At 67.4% G+C, this 20254-nt stretch carries 9 protein-coding genes; 7 read left to right on the top strand and 2 right to left on the bottom strand.

Features of this window, described 5'->3' with window-relative positions:
* Nucleotides 1–20: 20 nt before the first annotated feature.
* Entirely contained in the window at nucleotides 21–518 is a 498-nt protein-coding gene (locus H162_RS0105475; protein ID WP_020652447.1) for a YkgB family protein, read from the bottom strand.
* 202 nt (nucleotides 519–720) lie between these two features.
* On the opposite strand from H162_RS0105475, the gene H162_RS0105470 reads away from it, so the two are divergent.
* The 4 genes from H162_RS0105470 to H162_RS0105455 all read left to right on the top strand — a co-directional run bounded on the left by H162_RS0105470 (nucleotide 721) and on the right by H162_RS0105455 (nucleotide 11889).
* Complete coding sequence (locus H162_RS0105470) at nucleotides 721–1185, top strand: MarR family winged helix-turn-helix transcriptional regulator (RefSeq protein ID WP_020652446.1); 465 nt, start codon at nucleotides 721–723, stop codon at nucleotides 1183–1185.
* 337 nt (nucleotides 1186–1522) lie between these two features.
* Nucleotides 1523–3772 carry a GGDEF/EAL domain-containing response regulator gene (locus tag H162_RS0105465; protein WP_020652445.1) on the top strand — a complete coding sequence of 750 codons (2250 nt, stop codon included), beginning with the start codon at nucleotides 1523–1525 and terminating at the stop codon, nucleotides 3770–3772.
* The gene (locus H162_RS0105460) at nucleotides 3769–8214 is read left to right on the top strand and encodes a response regulator (RefSeq protein ID WP_051109879.1); all 4446 of its coding nucleotides are present in this window, start codon (nucleotides 3769–3771) and stop codon (nucleotides 8212–8214) included. Before H162_RS0105465 ends, H162_RS0105460 begins: the two co-directional genes overlap by 4 nt.
* 555 nt (nucleotides 8215–8769) lie before the next feature.
* The gene (locus H162_RS0105455) at nucleotides 8770–11889 is read left to right on the top strand and encodes a di-heme oxidoredictase family protein (protein WP_020652443.1); all 3120 of its coding nucleotides are present in this window, start codon (nucleotides 8770–8772) and stop codon (nucleotides 11887–11889) included.
* Nucleotides 11890–12011: 122 nt separating this feature from the next.
* Here the strand turns inward: H162_RS0105455 and H162_RS30170 are convergent, their stop codons facing one another.
* Nucleotides 12012–12494 carry a YybH family protein gene (locus H162_RS30170; protein WP_084676941.1) on the bottom strand — a complete coding sequence of 161 codons (483 nt, stop codon included), beginning with the start codon at nucleotides 12492–12494 and terminating at the stop codon, nucleotides 12012–12014.
* Nucleotides 12495–12998: 504 nt separating this feature from the next.
* Here H162_RS30170 and H162_RS0105445 point away from each other — a divergent pair.
* The 3 genes from H162_RS0105445 to H162_RS0105435 all read left to right on the top strand — a co-directional run bounded on the left by H162_RS0105445 (nucleotide 12999) and on the right by H162_RS0105435 (nucleotide 20253).
* Nucleotides 12999–15995 (top strand): TonB-dependent receptor, encoded by a 2997-nt coding sequence (locus H162_RS0105445; protein ID WP_020652441.1) that lies wholly within the window; start codon nucleotides 12999–13001, stop codon nucleotides 15993–15995.
* A 126-nt stretch (nucleotides 15996–16121) separates the two neighbouring features.
* Nucleotides 16122–18515, top strand: coding sequence for a glycoside hydrolase family 31 protein (locus H162_RS0105440; protein WP_229451943.1), 2394 nt, complete (start codon nucleotides 16122–16124; stop codon nucleotides 18513–18515).
* Nucleotides 18516–18573: 58 nt separating this feature from the next.
* The gene (locus H162_RS0105435; RefSeq protein WP_020652439.1) at nucleotides 18574–20253 is read left to right on the top strand and encodes a sodium:solute symporter family transporter; all 1680 of its coding nucleotides are present in this window, start codon (nucleotides 18574–18576) and stop codon (nucleotides 20251–20253) included.
* The last annotated feature ends 1 nt before the right edge of the window (nucleotide 20254 follow it).

The following is a 20254-nucleotide window of genomic DNA, read 5'->3' as shown; positions in this document are numbered from 1 at the left end:
GCGGCGGCGGCCTCGGAGCATCAACGGCGCGCTGCGTTCCAGCGCACCAGCGCGCCCTGCAGCAGCACGCCGGAAGCGGCCAGCAGGACCAGGTCCTTCAGCAGGAACTGGCCGATCGGCGCGGAGATGGCCGGGAAGCCGCCGGCGGTCGGCTCGGCGACGCCAGGCGTGGTGGCGAAGAAGCTCAGGGTGATCGCATAGGTGCCGCAGGACATCAGCGCGCCCAGCACCGCGGCCCCGCGATGGAAGGCGCCGGCCGCCAGCGCAGCCGCGGTCGACAGTTCGAGCATCCCGATCACCGCACTCGCCCCGTTGATGCCGAAGCCGCTGTGCAGCCAGCTCATGAATGGGCTATTGGCGATGAACGGAGCAATGCCTTGCGCCTCGTAGCCGGTGAACTTCATGCCGCCGAACCACAGGAACACGATGACGAGCGACCAGCGCAGCAAGGCGGTCGGATCCTGGATGAAGGTGCTGGCGTGGTCGTTGGTCAGGACGGTAGTGGTAGTGGATTTCATGGGATTCCCTCAATGTAAAAGTAAAAGTGTCAGGCCGGCTGCCGCCTGGCCTCGCTTCCGTTCGTGATGCGTCGACAAGTTATCCGCATAGCATGGTTGAAATATGTATGCAGCACGCATATAATAGGGACTTCCCCAATCCGGAGCAAGCACAATGTGTGAAAAAACCGTTCGCGTAGCCAACTTGCTAGGCGCCCTGTCGATGGGCATTGCCGACCGTATCAGGCTGGCGGTCGCAGACAAGACCGCCCTTGGCGGCGAAGCGGCGGCCGCGCTCACCGTGATCGGGCATACGGCCGGGCTCTCGGTCGACCGGCTGGGCAAGATATTGCGCCTCAGCCATCCGGGCACCGTGCGCGTGGTGGACCGCCTGGTCGCGGCCGGCCTGGCCGAACGCCGGACAGCGGTCACCGATCGCCGCGCCCTGGCGCTGCACCTCACCCCGGCCGGCGAAGCCGAGCGCGCGGCCATGCTCGACAGCCGCCAGCTCGCCCTGAGCACGATCCTGGGCGAGCTGGCGCCGGAGGAGCTCCCGCTGCTGGAGCGTCTGGTCGAGAAGATGCTGGTCAGCCTGCCCTGCGATGCGAACGCGGCCATGACGGTATGCCGCTTCTGCGACCATGGGCAATGCAGCCGGTGCCCGATGGACCAGTTCGAGGCTGCCTGAGGGCCAGGCGGCGCGCGCCAGCCCGCACCAGATGCCTCAAAGCTGGAACGAGTATAGAATCTTCCTGCCGGCCATTTGTCGTTCCGGATCGCCCAACGCAGCTGCGTCCAACCCGGCGCAGCTCGACAGCAATCGCAGACGTTTCAACCACGCGCCGGCACAGGGTCCAGATGCCAGCCTACCTTGCGCTCCGCCGTGTCGCGCCGGAATCGCCGCCGGTATGGGGTGGCGCACGCCGCGCATTCGTCCCGGACCCGGCCGGCCCCGCGCCCCGGCAGGCGCCGCGCACCGGCGCCCGGCATGGCCACGCCGCCGTATCGCAGCGGCGCAACGCGCCATGAACCGCGTCGAGCGCATCGCCGCAGCGCCGGCGCCGTCCCAGGACGAGGTCGCGATCCTGCTGGTCAACGACGATCCGGGCGCGCTGTTCGCGCTGCGCACCGTCCTCGCCGACCTCGACGCCGCCGTCGTGCCCGCCGCATCGGGTGAACAGGCCCTGCTCCGGCTCCTGCAGCAGGACTTCTGCGTGATCCTGATGGATGTGAAGATGGCCGGCATGGACGGCTTCGAGACGGCGCGCCTGATCCGCACCCGGCCGCGCAGCCGCGACACCCCGATCATCTTCCTGACCTCGCACCGCGCCACCGACCTCGACCGCAGCCGGGGCTTCGAGCTGGGCGCCGCCGACTACCTGTTCATGCCGGTGCCGCCCGAAGTCCTGCGCGCCAAGGTGCAGGCTTTCACCGACCGGGCGCACCGCGAGCGCCTGCAGCGGCTGCACGACGCGCCCTGCGCGCCCGCGCACGCCGGCCAGGCGCGCGAGCCCGGCCCGGGCCCGATCCTGGAAGCGCCCCTGGAGCCCGAAGCTCCGGGTTTCAGCGCGCTGGGTGCGGTCGCCGACAACCCGGCCGCCGAGCGCCTGATCCTCGAGCACGCGGGCGACTTCATCGCGCTGCTGTCCTTCGACGGCGCCTGGCTGTATGCGAGTCCCAGCTACCGCAACGAATTCGGCGCCCGGATCGAACCCGGCGCCAGCTATCTCGGGATCGTCCATCCCGACGACCGCGAGCGCGTCGGCGCCGCCTTCCTCGAAGCGCCGGAGCGCGAGTGCCACTGGCGCCTGCAGTACCGCATCGTCGGGGCCTCCGAGCGCTACCTGGAGTCGGACGCCAGCCTGGTGCGCGGTCCGACCGGCGCCGTGGAACAGCTGGTCCTGGTGTCGCGCGACATCACCGAGCGCAAGGAAATGGAGGCCTATGTCCTGCACCAGTCCTGCCACGACAGCCTGACCGCCCTGCCCAACCGCATGCTGCTGCTCGACCGGCTGACCCAGGCCACGACGCACCGGGGACGCGGCGGGGCGCCGCTGGCGGTGCTGTTCATGGACCTCGACCATTTCAAGGAAGTCAACGACGCGCTCGGCCACGCGGCCGGCGACCGCCTGCTGCAGGACGTGGCCGAGCGGCTCTCCGCCTGCGTGCGCGAGGGCGATACGGTGGCGCGCATCGGCGGCGACGAATTCGTCGTGATGCTGGTCGAGCTGCGCGAACTGGCCGATGCGGCGCTGGTGGCGGACAAGATCATCGCGACGGTGTCGGCCGGCTGCCAGATCGAAGGCAGCGAACTGCATGTCACCCCCAGCATCGGCCTGGCGATCTTCCCGGACGACGGCGAAGACCCCGACACCCTGCTGCGCAATGCCGATATCGCGATGTTCCACGCCAAGCGCGACGGCGGCGGGCGCTACTCCTTCTTCGCGCCGCCGATGCAGGAGGCGGCGAGCCGCCGCCTGGCGCTCGGGACGGCGCTGCAGCGCGCCATCCGCGCCGACGAATTCGTCATGCACTACCAGCCCAAGGTGAACGCCGCCACCGGCACCATCTGCGGCTTCGAGGCCCTGATCCGCTGGCCCCAGGCCGACGGCAGCTCGATCTCGCCCAGCCTGTTCATCCCGATCGCCGAGCAGACCGGACGCATCGAGCCGATCGGCGCCTGGGCGATCGGCCAGGTAGCGGCCGAGCTGAAGCGCTGGCGCGAGCTCGGCATCGAGGATGTGCCGATCTCGGTCAACGTCTCGGCCCTGCAGTTCCGGCGCGACGACGTGGCGCGCAGCCTGGCGGCGGCGGTCGAGGCGGCGGGCGTGCCGCCGTCGCTGATGGAAGTCGAACTCACGGAATCGGGCGTGATGAACAATCCGGTGCAGGCGATCGCCACCTTGCACGAGATCCATTCGCTCGGGATGTCGATCGCGATCGACGATTTCGGCACCGGCTACTCGTCCCTGGCCTACCTCAAGCGGTTCCCGATCGACAAGCTGAAGATCGACGCCTCGTTCGTGCGCGACATCGCGACCGATCCGAATGGCGCCGCGATCGTGCTGGCCATCATCGGCCTGGCCCACGTGCTGAACATGACCGTCATCGCCGAGGGCGTGGAAACGGCGGACCAGATGGCCTTCCTGGTCGAGCACGGCTGTGAAGAGTTGCAAGGCAATTATTTCAGCGGTGCCGTCTCCAACCAGGACGCGCTCGGCCTGATCCGGCGCGGGCCCTTCCGAGTCACCCAGCCTTCGCCGAGGTCGCCATGAACCAGGAACAGGTAGTACCGGAACGCCGGGCCCACGTGCGCCGTGTCGCCGCGCGCCGCGCGCGCGACCACGCAGCCGACGCGCCGCGCTTCCTGCCGCCGACGCGCGCCGGCCAGGCCGCCAGGGCCATGCTGCTGGAGGCGTTGCTGGCGGTGCGCGCGGGCGATTTCGAGGTCCGCCTGCCCTGCGACTGGACCGGCATCGACGGCAAGATCGCCGACGCCCTGAACGATATCGTGGGCGCCCACGCCCGCCTGGCGCGCGCCATCGGGCGGGTCTCGGTCGCGGTCGGCGACGAAGGCCGTCTCGGGCAACGCCTGGCGGTCGACAAGAACGACGGCGCCTGGGGCGAACAAGTGGCGGCCATCAATTCGATGGTCGACAAGCTGGCGCAGCCGGTGCGCGAGACCGGTCGGGTGATCGGCGCCGTGGCCCACGGCGTGCTGCGCGAGCGCATGCTGCTCGAATTCGAGGGCCGTCCGCTGCAGGGCGAGTTCCTGAAGAACGCGCAGGCCATCAACACCATGCTCGACCAGCTCGACAGCTTCTCGACCGAGGTGACGCGGGTGGCGCGCGAAGTCGGGACCGAAGGCAAGCTGGGCGGCCAGGCGCGCATCGACGGCCTGTCGGGCGCCTGGCGCGACCTGACCGACAACGTGAATCTCATGGCCAGCAACCTCACCGGCCAGGTCCGCAACATCGCCGAAGTGACGACCGCGGTGGCCCGCGGCGACCTGTCGCACAAGATCACGGTCGACGTGAAGGGAGAGATCGGCCGCGTCAAGGACACGATCAACCTGATGGTCGACCAGCTCAACAGCTTTGCCGGGGAAGTTACCCGGGTGGCGCGCGAGGTCGGCACCGAAGGCAAGCTCGGCGGCCAGGCCGAGGTCATGGGCGTGTCCGGGGTCTGGAAAGACCTGACCGAGAGCGTCAACCTGATGGCCAGCAACCTCACCGACCAGGTGCGCAATATCGCCGAGGTCACGACCGCCGTGGCGCGCGGCGACCTGTCGCGCAAGATCAGCGCCGACGCCCGCGGCGAGATCCTGCGCCTGAAGGACACCATCAACCTGATGGTCGACCAGCTCAACAGCTTCGCGGGCGAAGTCACCCGGGTCGCGCGCGAAGTCGGCACCGAGGGCAAGCTCGGCGGCCAGGCCGAGGTCAAGGGCGTGGCCGGGGTCTGGAAGGACCTGACCGACAACGTCAACCTGATGGCCGCCAACCTGACCGACCAGGTGCGCGGCATGGCCAAGGTCGTGAACGGCGTCGCGGTCGGCAAGATCAACCAGAAGATGATGGTCCCGGCCAAGGGCGAGGTCGCGGCCCTGGCCGACACCATCAACGACATGGTCGACAACCTGGCCACCTTCTGCACCCAGGTCACGCGGGTCGCCTGCGAAGTGGGCGTCGAAGGCCGCCTGGGCGGCCAGGCGCTGGTGCCGGGCGCCGCCGGCAGCTGGAAGGACGCGGTCGACAACGTCAACGAACTGGCCGCCAACCTGACCACCCAGGTGCGCGCGATCGGCGAAGTGGCGATCGCCGTGACCCGGGGCGACCTCGAACGCTCGATCCAGGTCGCCGCGCGCGGCGAGGTGGCCGACCTGAAGGACAACGTCAACCAGATGATCCTGAATCTCAAGGAAACCACCCAGCGCAACACCGAACAGGACTGGCTGAAGACCAACCTGGCGCGCCTGAACCGCCTGCTGCAGGGACAGCGCGACCTGCAGACCGTGGCGCGCATGCTGCTGTCCGAGATGGCGCCGCTGGTGCGCTCGCAGCATGCCGTGATCTACCAGATGCTGGCGCCGGAGGAAGGGCAGCCGGCCAGCGCCGCGCGCCTGTGCCTGATGGCCAGCTACGGCTACCAGGAACGCAAGAACCTGTCGCGCGAGTGGCACGTGGGCGAAGGCGTGGTCGGCCAGGCCGCGCTGGAGAAGGAACGCATCCTGATCGGCAGCGTGCCGGACGACTACGTGCAGATCGTCTCGGGCCTGGGCCAGGCGACGCCGCGCAACATCGTGGTGCTGCCGATCCTGTTCAAGGGCCAGGTCAAGGCCGTGATCGAACTGGCCGCCTTCGAGCCCTTCCAGGCGATCCACCTGAACTTCCTCGACCAGCTGGCCGAGGGCCTGGGGATCGTGTTCAATTCGATCGAAACGGCGTCCGGCTCCGAGACCCTGCTGCGCCAGCAGGCCGAGAAGCTGGAGGGCGAGTTCAAGCAGCAGCAGGCCGAGCTGCAGGAAACGAATGCGGAGCTGGAGCGCAAGGCGCGCCAGCTGCTCGAGCAGAACGCCGAGGTCGAGCGCAAGAACCGCGAGATCGAGGACGCCCGCGTCAGCCTGCAGGAAAAGGCGGAGCAGCTCGCCCTCACCTCCAAGTACAAGTCGGAGTTCCTGGCCAATATGTCCCACGAGCTGAGATCGCCCCTCAACAGCCTGCTCCTGCTGGCCGAGCAGCTGGCCCAGAACCGCGAGCGCAACCTCAGCGAGCGCCAGCTCGAGATGGTCAAGGTGATGGACGCTTCCGGGCGCGACCTGCTGCACCTGATCAACGACATCCTCGACCTGTCGAAGATCGAGGCCGGCGGGGCCAACGTCGAGATCGGCGACGTGCCGACCGCCACCCTGGCCAGCGAACTCGACAAGAGTTTCCGCTACCAGGTCGAGGCCAAGGGGCTGGCCTGGTCGATCGACTTCGCCCCCGGGCTGCCGGCGCTCCTGCGCACCGACGGCCTGCGCATCAAGCAGCTGCTGACCAACCTGCTGTCGAATGCCCTGAAGTTCACCAGCAGGGGCAGCATCCGGCTGTCGGCCGGCATCGCGCGTTCCGGCTGGAGCCCCGACCACCCGGCCCTGGCGCGCGCCCCGCTGGTGCTCGCCTTCCGCGTGCGCGACACCGGGATCGGCATCGCGCCCGACAAGCGCAAGCTGATCTTCGAAGCCTTCCAGCAGGCCGACGCCAGCACCTCGCGCCGCTATGGCGGCACCGGCCTGGGACTGGCCATCAGCCGCGAGATCGCCCGCCTGCTCGACGGCGAACTCGAGGTCGAGAGCGAGGAAGGCCTGGGCAGCACCTTCACCTTCTATCTCCCGCAACCGCGTCCGCAGGCGAGCGCCGCCATCCCCGGCGCGGCGCGGCCGCGCGCCGCCATCGCCGCCGCGCCCGCGGCCGATCCTGCGCCCGCGGCGCGCGCCGACCATCCGCAGCTCCTGATCATCGAGGACGATCCGGTGTTCGCGCGCACGCTCCAGGAAATGGCCCTCGAACGCGGCTTCGCCACCCTGCACGCCGCCACCGGCGAGGAAGGCTTGCAGCTGGCCAGGCGCCACCGGCCCGCGGCGATCACCCTCGACCTCGGCCTGCCCGACGTCGATGGCTGGGAGATCGCCGACCGCCTGCGCGCGGACCCCGCCACCGGCACGATCCCGGTGCACGTGATCTCGATCCGCGACCGGCCGCTGCGCGCCGCCCGCCACGGTGTGTCCAGCTATACCACCAAGCCCGCCGACCTGGCGACCCTGGCCGAGGTCTTCGCCGCGCTCACCGCCGATATCGGGCCGCCGCTGCGCGTGCTGCTGCTGATCGAGAACGACCAGGACAAGCGCGACGCCATCATCGCGGCGCTGGCCGGCCCGGATCGCAGCTTCGATTCGGTCTCGACCGCGGCGGAAGCGCTGGCGGCCCTGCAGCGGGGGCGCTACCAGGGGATCGTGATCGAGCTCGACCTGCCGGACCTGAACGGCATGGCCCTGCTCGAGCGGATCCGCAGCGATCCCGTTCTGCCCCCGATCCCGGCGGTGCTGTATACGGAGCGTACGCTCGACCGCGAGGAGCTGGAACGGATGGCCCGCCTCGACGCGGCCGTGGTCGGCGACCAGGCCCATCCGCTCGATGGCGGCACGGCCGCGGTGGCGTCCTTCCTGCAGCGCGTCAAGGGCGCCATGCCGGCGGCGCCGGCCGCGCCGTCCCCGGTCCCTTCCGCGCCACCCGTCCTTCCCGAAGCCGCCGCCCCGGACGCGCTATTGAACGGCAAGACCGTCCTGATCGTCGACGACGACGCCCGCAACCTGTTCGCCCTGACCGGCCTGCTGGAAAGCCATGGGATGGTGGTGCAAGCGGTCGACTCGGGAGAGCAGGCGCTGCGGCGCCTCGACGCCCACCCCGGGATCGACATCGTGCTGATGGATATCATGATGCCGGACATCGACGGCTACGAGGCCACGCGCAGGATCCGCGCCGATCCGCGCTTCGGCGCGCTCCCGGTGATCGCGCTGACCGCCAAGGCGATGCTGGAAGACCGTTCCAAATGCCTGGCCGCGGGGGCCTCCGACTATGCGACCAAGCCGGTGGACACGGCGCAGCTGCTGGCCCAGCTGCGCGTCTGGCTGGGCCGGCGCACGGACGCGGCGCCCCAGGCGGCAGGCGAGCGCTAGGCGCCGGCGCCGATCCCGGGCGCCCGCGCAGCGGGGATGCCTCGGCCTGCCCGCAGGCGCCCCAGCACGCCCATCCGACATGCCACATTGTCACAGTGATCCATGTGCGCACATTCCGACTGGGACAAGGAACGCACGCTTGACGCGTATTGACGCTGCATTTATCGTGTCGCTACCGTTGCCGTAGAGCAATATTTTAGGTAGTGCCACCACCTCACTGGCAGGCCCACGCCACACGAACCCTCCCTGCGCTCACCACTTTGCTGTTGCCCCCCGGCTGTCCAGCAAGGTAGCGGTCCAGGACGACGAATTTGCTCTCCGTCGTACTGGGGTTTGCGGAAAAAAAGAGCTGAACCCATGCCGGATCCTGGACGGCCACCGGTCGTCCAGGCCAAGGCTGGGCAATCAACCATTATCAAGGGAGGTAGCATGAAACTCATGCCGCAAGGGCATACAGTGACAAATGGACGATTACGCAGGTATTCAAAGCAAGGGTTACCTCTCGCCCTCGCCCTGCTGATCGCCGGCTGCGGCGGCGGTAACGCCGACAGCACGATGAGCGCGGTCGAAAGCACCGCCCGGAGCATGATGCGCGGCCTGGCGGACGTCTTCGCCGCCGAGACCGCGCTCACCCCGGTCAGCGCGGTGGCCAGTTCGGCCGAGCGCGACGACCTCGGCGCCGCCAAGGCGATCGACGGCGACCAGGGCAGCCGCTGGAGCAGCCAGTTCACCGAGAACGAGCACCTGACCCTCGACTTCGGCAAATCCGAGCTGATCACCCGCGTCCAGATCCAGTGGGAAAACGCCCACGCGACCGACTACGACCTCCAGTATTCGGAAGACGGCATCGAGTGGAAAACCGCCAAGCAGGTCAGGAACAGCGCGGGTGGCACCGAGGACATCACCGGCATCTCCGTCCAGGGCCGCTACCTGCGCATGCAGGGCATCAAGCGTTCGGGCGCTTACGGCTACTCGATCTTCGAGATCCAGGCCTTTACCGGCTCGCCGACCACGCCGCCGGACGAGGAACCGGGTGAAGATCCGGATCCGGATCCGAATCCGCCGCCACCGTACGACCCGACCAAGCCTGGCGTCGTCGTCAAGCCGGTCACCGCAAGCTCCTCGGCCGTCGAAAACGCCGGCCTGTCGGCGCTGAATGCGATCGACGGCAAGACCAGCACGCGTTGGGCTAGTATCCCGGAGAACAATGCCTGGATCCAGTTCGACTTCGGCGCCAAGACCGCGATCGGCTACATGAAGCTGCAGTGGGAAAATGCGTATGGCAAGCATTTCATCCTGCAAGTTTCGGACGACGGCAAGGAATGGAAGGAGCTGCGTACCCAGTCGAGCAGCAAGGGCGGCATCGAGGAATTCTTCAACCTCAACGCCTATGGCCGCTACATCCGCCTGCAGGGTGTCCAGCGCGCCACGGCCTACGGCTACTCGCTGTTCGAAGTCGAGTTCAAGAGCCCTGGCAGCGACAACACCCAGCCGGAATCGCCCACCAGCGCACTCCAGTTCCCGGCCAGCGGCAGCGGCATGGTTCCGTTGCCCGGCTCCGCCCAGCCGATCGAAACCCTGCAGTTCTCGCTGCCTGACGGCACCCTGGTTACCCGCTACGGCACCCGTGCCCAAGGCCGCCACGCCCGCGAGCGCGGGGAGGACTGGAACGAACCAGGCTACGGCGCCAACGAAACCTACGACCTCGCCACCGGCCTGCCGGTGGACAAGGGTCCGGGCAACTACCTGACCTTCATCCCGCAGTACTTCAAGAACCGCACCTGGGGTATCGAGATCATCGATAACAGCCGTGTCGCGGGCGTCACGAAGCCGACCCTGATCTACAACCAGTACCACAGGGTCGACTTCCTGCCGGGCCAGGTGAAGTTCTTCCGCGCCTTCGACGACGTCGGCGTGACCGGCTTCGGCTGGATGGTCCCGGGTGAGCTGGTCGACGACAAGATCGCGCTGTGCGCACCGATGCCCTACCCGGCCGCCGGCCAGTTGGCTTCCCCGCAAGGCATCAACAGCGGCTGTACCCAGCGCATCAAGGAGTATCCGGGTCACCGCGGGCTGAACGTCGACGGCTACAATAACGGCACCAATGTCGCGGCGCGGGCACTGCGCGTTGGCGACTATGTCGAACTCGGCCCGTCGATGTTCGGCACCCGTGCAGGCATGGACGCCGTGGGCGACAATGGCGACTTCCGCTACTACTCGCAAGAAATGCTGTACGTGGTCGGCGAAGGCCTGAAGCCGTGGTATGGCGTCAAGCCGCGCCTGTACTCGGTGCCGCTGCCGGCGCACACGCTGTCGGGCGGCATCGGCTCGGTCGGCTACGACTATGCCGACAACGGAGAGTGGATGTTCCAGCAACCGTTCAACAACATCGGTATGCAGAACATGCAGCGCTTCGTCGAAGGCCGTCGCCTGATCCACACCAACTTCACCACTGGCATGCACAACGAGCCGGGCAACGACAAGTACCTGCCTGGGGTCAACCTGCAAGGACAGCGCTTCAACCAGTCCGCCTGTATCGGCTGCCACGTGAACAACGGCCGCAGCCCGGCGCTGGCGCTGAACCAGCGCCTGGACGCCATGACGGTGCGCACCGCGGTGACCAACGACAGCGGCGAGCAGGTGCCGCACCCGCGTTATGGCACTGCGGTCCAGATGAACGCGTATTCGAGCACCGGCGCGCCTCAGGACTGGGGCAACAACGTGCGTGTCGCCTCCTTCGAGACCCGCACCGTCACCCTGCCGGGCGAAGCGCCGATCGAGCTGCGCAAGCCGAAGCTCGCCTTCGAAGGTCCGAGGCCGGAAATCATCTCGCTGCGTGCTGCGCAGCCGATGATCGGCACCGGCCTGCTGGAAGCGGTGCCGGAAGCGGACATCCTGGCGCGCGTGCGTACCGCTCCTGACGCCGACGGCGTGAAGGGCGTGGCGAACTTCGTGTTCGATCCGGAGTCGGGTGCGGTGCGCCTGGGCCGCTTCGGCTGGAAGGCCTCCAAGGCCTCGCTGCGCCACCAGTCCGCGGCCGCCCTGCTGCAGGACATGGCCGTGACCTCGCCGGTGTATCCGAACCGCTCCTGCCACACCGACCCTGCGAACTGCAAGCAGAACGGCGTCGAGCGAGGCGTGACCGAAGCCGAACTGACCTCGATCGCGCAGTACCTGGCGCTGGTCGCGGTTCCGGCCCAGCGTAGCGTGGCGACCGAGTGGGCGAAGGAAGTGGCCCCGCTGGAAGACCTGGTCGTCAACCCGCAGCAGGTGATCGACGGCTCCAAGCTGTTCGCCGACCTGCGCTGCGTGGCCTGCCATACTGCGGAGATGAAGACCGGTTCGAACCACCTGTTCGCGGAGCTGCGCGACCAGACGATCCGTCCGTACACCGACCTGCTGCTGCACGACATGGGCGAAGGTCTGGCGGACAGCTTCGTCGAAGGCCAGGCCAAGGGCAACATGTGGCGTACCGCGCCGCTGTGGGGTATCGGCTACACCGAGAAGGTCTCGGGCAAGAAAGGCGGCGCAGGCTACCTGCACGACGGCCGCGCACGCACCCTGACCGAAGCCATCCTGTGGCACGGCGGCGAAGCGGAACGTTCGCGCGAGCGCTTCGAGAACCTGTCGAAGCCTGAACGCGACAAGCTGCTTGCCTTCCTGAAGTCGCTGTAAGCGTCGCGGGAGTCCATCCCCTGACGTGACGGACCCGGGCGGCTCGCCTGCCCGGTGCTCCGTTCCCCGCCGGCCGCGCCTGTTGTACCAGGGCGCGGCCGGCGCGCAAAGCCGGGCGGCGTTCAGCCAGCCGGCTTCGCCGCGGGTCGCGGCGGCGGCCCCATTCGCCTGTTCGCATTCTCGATATCCGCTGCGATCAGCCAGCGGCCATCCACCTGGCGCAGCACCAGCACGAACTTGCCGACGTCGTCCGGCTGGCCGGCCGGTCCATATCCCCCCACCACATACGCCATGTCGCCGGAAGCGCGGTAGTCAAGCACGCGCAGGTAGGTCGGCATCGCGCCGCCGCCCGCATAGGCCCTGGCGATGCTGTCCTTGCCCCTGGCCGGCTGCTGGCCGCTCGGCAGGGCCATCCCGTCCTCGGTGAACAGGCTGGCGAGCGCTGTCGCGTCGTTGGCCGCCCACGCCTTTTCATAGTCGCGCAGGACGCGGTCGATCCCGGGCGGCACGCTGATCGACGGCAGGGTCTGGGCCAGGGCCGGAAAGGCGGGCAAGAGCGCGGCCAGGGCCGCGGCAAGAAGTGGTGCAAGGTGGATCGGACGCATGCGGTTCCCCATGGGCTGACGGATAACAGCGCGATTCTAGTCGCGGGCGCCCTGCCAGGCCATCGAAAATCGATATGCATGTGACAACAACGCCGCCTGCACTCCCCGCCGGCGCGCGACGCCGGCCTTGCGTTCGCGCGCGTGCTCAAAATACAACACTGCAGGACCGGCAAGGATGGTCGCGCTCACACTCGGCAGGGCAGCGCCGCCTGCCGCTGCCCAACCGGCGCAGCAATCCACCCTGGAACTTTTTTCCTGAAAAATCCGGTACTTACAGAACCTGCGCCGGACCTGCGGATCGCCACAGCTTGAAATCGATTACATCGGGCGCTTTCACTGGGAAATCGCATTCATGCACAGCACAAGAGAATTAATGGTTGCGCCTAACATTTGGTGTTATATTCCCTAACAGGTCGCGCCACCGATCCCGAAAACATGAGCATGGTAGCGCTACATGAAAGAGCCCCACAGACGGGCTGAACAACAACGGATGGAGACAACAACATGAGGCAATTCAACAGGACGGCAATCGCCGTGGGCGTCGCGCACGTGTGCTGGATGTCCGCCGCGTTCGCCCAGCAGGCCGGCGAAGCCAAGGATCCCCAGGTCGTCACGATCACCGGCCAGCGCGCCGCGCTGAACAGCGCCCAGCAACTCAAGAAGAACTCCGACGAAGTCGTCGATTCGATCGTCGCCGAAGACATCGGCAAGCTGCCCGACCGCTCCGTCACCGAAGTGCTGCAGCGCGTCCCGGGCGTCACCATCGACCGCACCATGTCGCGCTCCGACCCCGAGCACTTCTCGGTCGAGGGCTCGGGCGTGTCGGTGCGCGGCCTGACCTGGGTGCGCTCGGAACTGAACGGTCGCGACTCCTTCTCCGCCAACGGCGGACGCTCGCTGAACTTCGAAGACGTGCCGCCCGAGCTGATGGCCGGCGTCGACGTCTACAAGAATCCGTCCGCCGAGCAGATCGAAGGCGGGATCTCGGGCCTGGTCAACCTGCGCACCGCGCTGCCCTTCGACATCAAGGGCCAGCGCATCTCGGCCACCGTCGAGGGCACCTATTCCGAACTCAAGAAAGGCAAGGCCGATCCGTCCGGCTCGATCCTGTATTCGAACCGCTGGAAGACCGGCGCCGGCGAATTCGGCGCCCTGTTCGACTTTGCCTCGTCGGAAAGCGGCACCCGCACCGACGCCCTCCAGGTCGAGCCCTACTACCCGCGCACCGACCTGGTTCCGGGCCGCACGGTCTGGGTGCCGAAGGGCGCCCAGTGGCGCACCCTGGAATTCGCGCGCAAGCGCCAGGGCGCCTATGGCGCGCTGCAGTGGAAACTGGATAACACCCTGAAGAGCCATGTCACCTACTTCAAGTCGAAGTACAGGATGCAGTGGGACGAGCAGGCGATCTTCTCGCAGGAAGGCTCGCCCTACGGCATCCAGGTGGCGAATGGCGTCTACGACGCCAACGGCGCCCTCCTGAGCGGCACCCTGACCAACCCGGCCAACGGCGGCATCAACTTCGGCGACGACGTGCGCACCTCGAACCGCAAGTCGGACACCACCGACATCGCGTGGAACATCGAATGGCGCCCGAACGACCGCTGGACCTTTAGTTCCGACCTCCAGCGCGTCAAGGCCCATACCGACGGCTTCGACTCCACCGTCGCCACCGGCCTGAAACTGCCGAAGCAGAACATCGACCTGAGCGGCAGCATGCCGCGCCTGAACTTCGACCCGAGCGACCTGGCCTACCTGGCCGATCCGAAGAATTACTACTGGGCGTTCACGATGGAGCACATGGACCGCAGCCGCGCCGAGGAAAAGGCGTGGAAAGGCGACGCCAAGTACGACTTCGACCACCCGGTGCTGCGCGACGTGCGTTTCGGCGTGCGCCTGACCGACCGCGACGCCAACACCACCAACTCCAACCCGAGCTACAACTGGGCGGCCGTCACCCAGCCGTGGCAGGAAGGCTGGAACATCAGCGGCCTGGCCTACCTGAGCGACCCGCGCTTCCAGGCGCCGACCAGCCTGCACAGCTTCAAGAACTTCTTCGGCGGCGACGTCAGCGTGCCGGCGGTGGTGTTCCCGGCGGTGTCGCTGGCCACCGGCTATCCGGGCACCTACGCCCAGCTGCACCAGTTCCACCAGATCCTGTGCCAGGAGCAGGTGGCGGCCCAGGGCTGGGGCACCTGCGACCCATGGAAGCCGGCCACCTTCGGCGGCGACAACCCGGCCGGCACCAACGACCAGTCGGAAAAAACCAAGGCCGCCTACACCCAGCTGCGCTTCGCGTTCGACGACCTGCGCTTCCCGGTCGACGGCAACATCGGCATCCGCTACGTGAAGACCGATGCGACCTCGTTCGGCTACACGGTCTACAACCCGACCTTCAATCCGGGCGGCACCCCCGCGGGCGTCCCGGTCCCCATCATCGCTCCGTTCGCCGGCCGCCGCGACTACGAGAACGCGTACCACAACTGGCTGCCCAGCCTGAACCTGCGCCTGAAGGCGAGCGACAAGCTGCAGTTCCGCTTCGCCCTCGGCAAGGGCATGTCGCGTCCGGACTTCACCCAGCTCCAGGCCTACACCACGCTGAGCCAGAACGTCTCGTCGACCACCAACAACGGCGTGACCAACGTCACCAGCGTGACCCACACCGGCGAAGCCACCGGCAACCCGAACCTGCGCCCTATCACCTCGCGCAACATCGACCTGACGGCCGAGTGGTACTTCGCGCCGGCCGGTTCCTTCACCGTCGCCCTGTTCGACAAGCGCCTGAAGGACATCATCGTCAAGCAGCTGTCGACCTACCAGCTGACCGACAGCGCCGGCCGCGTGATCGACTTCAACGTCACCGCGCCGGTGAACGGCGCCCGCGGCTATGCGCGCGGCGTGGAGCTGGCCTACCAGCAGTACTTCGACAAGCTGCCGGGCTGGCTGTCGGGCTTCGGCGTCCAGGCCAACTACACCTTCGTGGACAGCAAGCGCAAGCTGTACAGCCCCGTGTACTCGCAGTACTGCTCGGGCGGCGACAACGCGGCCAACCTGAACCTGAACCTGAACGGCTGCGACGTCGACGGCCGCACCTTCGGCGACCTGCCGCTGGAATACATGTCGCGCAACTCGTACAACTTCGCGGTCCTGTACGACAAGGGTCCATGGTCGGCCCGCCTGGCCTGGAGCTGGCGTTCGAAGAACCTGCTGGGCACCAACAACAACGGCACCAAGGGTGGCGACGGCACCGACACCAATCCGGCCAGCCCGACCTTCGGCCAGCGCAACATCGCCTGGGGCCTGCCGATCTGGGCGGACGACTACGGCCAGCTGGACGGCGGCGTGAGCTACAAGTTCAACGAGCACCTGCGCCTCGACTTCCAGGCCCAGAACCTGACCGACGCCAAGTACAAGCAGATCATGACCCAGCATGTCGGCGACAAGGGCCGCGCCTGGTTCGTCACCGGTCCGCGCTACAGCGTACGTCTCGGCATGTCGTTCTAAGCCGTCCGGCGAAGCCGCCCGCGGCGCGCGGCCGGCTTCGCCCACCAGTTCATCGAGCATGGCACCAGAAGCTGCCCGCGGCCGTGCGCCCCGGGCGGCTTGAAACACATCATCAGGAGACGACGCATGACACACCCGATGGCCCGGCTGCGCCCGGCGCTTCCCTTCACCACCCGCGCCCACGGCGCCGCGCTGCGCATCCTGTGCCTCGCGGTCGCCTCGACCCTGGCGCCCGCGGCCCTGGCGGCGCCGCTCGCGACCCTGGACCGCAACGGCGCATTCGTCTCGGTCGAGGCCTACGGTCCCAACATCGTGCACGTCACCATCGCCGCCGACAAGGACCAAGTCCTGAAGGGCCCGGGCCACGGCATCCTGCCGAAGAACGCCGACAACGGCGGGTTCTGGCACACGCCCGGCGAGAAGGGCGATACCTTCGCCTCCTCCGGCATGACCCTCAGCATCAATCCGGCGCCGGCGCCGAGCGTGCCGACCCAGGGCCAGAAATACTTCGCCCCCTCGCTGGCGCCGGTCGGCCTGCAGGTGAAGAACGCCAAGGGCGAACAGATCCTCGACATGACCGGCTGGGAGATGTCGCCGCAGACGGTCAACGGCGAAAAGACCTGGCAGGTCGGCGCTTCCTTCTTCGCGCCGGCCGACGAGCATTACTACGGCATGGGCCAGAACCAGGAATCGATGTCGTCGCTGTCGCTGCGCGGCCGTGTGCTCGACTGCAAGCACTGGTACGACGCCCCGGCCGGCGAATCGGTGTGCGTGCCCTTCATGGTGTCCTCGAAAGGCTATGGCATCGTCTGGGACAATCCCTCGGCGACCCGCTTCGTGGCGGGCGTCAACGGCAGCACGCGCTTCCAGTCGAATGTCGGCGAGCGGGTCAGCTTCTTCATCATCACCGGCGACAAGGTCCAGGACCTGTATTCCGGCTATGCGCGCGTGACCGGCAGGACGCCGATCCCGCCCAAGTCGGTGTTCGGCCTGATCCAGTCGAAGGCGCGCTACGAGAGCCAGCAGGAAGTGCTGCGCGTGGCGAACACCTACCGCCAGAAGGGCTACCCGCTCGACATCATGGTGGTCGACTGGTTCTACTGGACCCGCATGGGCCAGCTCGACATCGACCCCGCCCAGTTCCCCGATCCGGAAGGCATGAACAGGCAGCTGCACGACATGGGCATGCAGTCGATCATCTCGATCTGGCCGCGCTTCGAGACCTCCGGCCGCTACTTCAACGAGCTCGATGCCAAGGGCTACCTGTTGAAGGACAAGGACGGCAAGACCCAGGATGGCCTGCCCTTCCGCTCCGACCGCACCGGCGGCCTGATCGACAGCACCAATCCCGCGGCGCGCAAGTGGTTCTTCGAGAAGGCGCGCGACAACATCCTGGCGCGCGGCTTCGACTATCCGTGGCTGGACGAGACCGAGCCCGACCTGGTGCCGGACGGCCTGTTCTATGCGATCGGCTCGGGCGACCGCTACCGCAACCTGTTCCCGCTGGTGCACGTCGAGGGCTTCGCCGAGGGCATGCGCGCCTGGAAGCCGGACCGCCGCGTGATGATCCTGTCGCGCGCCGCCTACCTCGGCGCGCAGCGCACCGGCGCCCTGTTCTGGTCCTCGGACATCCAGCCGACCTGGGAAGCGCTGGCGCGCCAGGTGCCGACCGGCCTGAACATGACGGCTTCCGGCATCGCCTACTGGAGCAGCGACATCGGCGGCTGGCAACGCCTGCCGCAGACCACCCATGCGACCAAGGCCCCGCTGCTCGATCCTTCGGATGCGCGCGAGGTGGTCGGCAACAACCACGACTACCCGGAACTGTTCACGCGCTGGTTCCAGTACGGCGTCTTCACCCCGACCCTGCGCCTGCACGGCGACCGCAAGCAGAGCGAGATGTGGTCCTTCGGCAAACAAGCCGAGGCGGTCATGGCGAAGTTCAATACCCTGCGCTACCAGCTGATCCCCTACATGTACAGCCAGGCGAAGATGACCTGGGATACCGGCGCGCCCTTCATGCGTCCGCTGTGGATGGACTTCGCGCACGACCCGAAGGTGGCCGACATCGGCACCCAGTACATGTTCGGCCCGGCCTTCCTGGTGGCCCCGGTCACCGAGCAGGGGCAGACCGAGAAGGATGTCTACCTGCCGGCCGGCAGCGACTGGTACGACTTCTGGACCAACGAGAAGCACGCCGGCGGACGCTGGATCAGGGCGGCCGCGCCGATCGACCGGATCCCGCTGTTCGTCAAGGCCGGCTCGATCGTGCCGCTCGGCGGCCCCGTGCAGTCGACCGCGAGCAGGCAGCCGATCGCCCAGATCCTGGTCTACCCGGGCCAGGATGGCGAGTTCACGCTGTATGACGACGACGGCCGTTCGTACGACTACGAAAAGGGCCGCAACACGGTGACCAGCCGCCTGCGCTGGAACCAGGCGGAAGGCAGGCTCACCGCCAGCGGCGGCGAGCGCGACTTCGCCGCCAACGCCCACAAACTGGTCAAGGTGATCGGCCGCTGACCTGGCCGCAACGCGCCCGTCCGCGTGTACGCGCGGCGGGCGCCAGGGATCGAACATCATGCAGAACGCGACTTTCTCTTCGCTCGACACGACCGTCTTCTTCATCTACTTCCTGATCGTCGCCGGCTATGGCCTGTGGGTCTACCGGCGCAAGCAGCGTACCGGATCGGCCTCGCACGACTACTTCCTGGCCGAGGGCTCGCTGACCTGGTGGGCGATCGGCGCCTCGATGATCGCCTCCAACATCTCGGCCGAGCAGTTCATCGGCATGAGCGGCTCCGGCTTCAAGATGGGCATGGCGATCGCCGTCTACGAACTGATGGCCGCCCTCACCCTGATCCTGGTGGCGGTGTTCTTCATGCCGGTCTACCGCAGGAACCGCATCTACACCATGCCGCAGTTCCTCGAGCAGCGCTACAGCAAGGGCGTGGCCACCATCATGGCGGTGTTCTGGCTGTCGCTCTACGTGATCGTGAACCTGACCTCGATCCTTTACCTGGGCGCGCTCGCGATCAGCGCGATCGCCGGCATCAGCGTCTGGGGCTGCATGGTGTTCCTGGCGGTGTTCGCGGTGATCATCACCCTGGGCGGGATGAAGGTGATCGGCTACACCGACGTGATCCAGGTGTTCTGCCTGGTGGCCGGCGGCCTGGTGACGGCCTGGCTGGCCCTCGACCTGGTGGCGGCCCAGCGCGGCATGCAGGGCGTCGGCGCCGGCTTCCAGCTGCTGCTGGACCAGGCCCCGAACCATTTCGACATGGTGCTGGACCGCGACAACCCGAACTACATGGACCTGCCGGGCCTGAGCATCCTGATCGGCGGCATGCTGATCGTGAACCTGAACTACTGGGGCTGCAACCAGTACATCATCCAGCGCGCGCTGGGCGCCGACCTGCATACGGCGCGCAAGGGCATCCTGTTCGCCGCCTTCCTCAAGATGCTGATGCCGGTGATCGTGGTGCTGCCGGGGATCGCCGCCTTCGTGCTGCACCAGCAGGGCGCGCTCGGCGCCACCATGGGCGCCGGCGCCGACGTCAATCCGGACCGCGCCTATCCGGTGCTGCTGACCCTCCTGCCCTCGGGCCTGAAGGGTGTCGCCTTCGCCGCCCTGACCGCCGCGGTGGTCGCTTCGCTGGCCGGCAAGGCGAACAGCATCGCCACCATCTACACCCTCGACATCCACAAGAAGGCCTTCAACAAGGAAGCGTCCGAGACGCGCATGGTATGGATCGGCCGCGTCACCGTGGTGGTGTCGATGCTGCTGGCGGTCTGCCTGGCGCCGTATATGGGCATCGACAAGAAAGGCGGCTTCCAGTACATCCAGGAATACACCGGCTTCGTCTCGCCCGGCATCCTGGCGATGTTCCTGATGGGCTTCTTCTGGCGTCCGACCACGGCGGCGGCGGCGATGTTCGCCACGCTGGGCGGCTTCGTTCTCTCCATCGTCCTGAAGTTCCTGCCGGAGGTGATGGACCTGGGCTTCCTGGCCTCGACCGGCTTCGCCAAGGCGAACGGCAGCGGCGTCCACGAAATTCCCTTCCTGGACCGGATGGGCATCGTGTTCATGGTGGTCCTCGCCGGCATGGTCATCATCAGCAAGCTGTTCCCGAACCAGCGGCATGAACAGGAAGAGAAGATCGAGGTCGATACCCGCATGTTCCGGGTCGACCCGGGCTTCGCGCTGGGCGCGGCCCTCATCTGCCTCGGCCTGCTGGCGATCTACGCCATCTGGTGGTAAG

This window comes from Massilia niastensis DSM 21313 (assembly GCF_000382345.1).
GTDB lineage: Bacteria > Pseudomonadota > Gammaproteobacteria > Burkholderiales > Burkholderiaceae_D > Telluria > Telluria niastensis.
The sequence above is the reverse complement of the archived record's forward strand: the minus strand, read 5'-3'. Positions and strand labels throughout refer to the sequence as shown.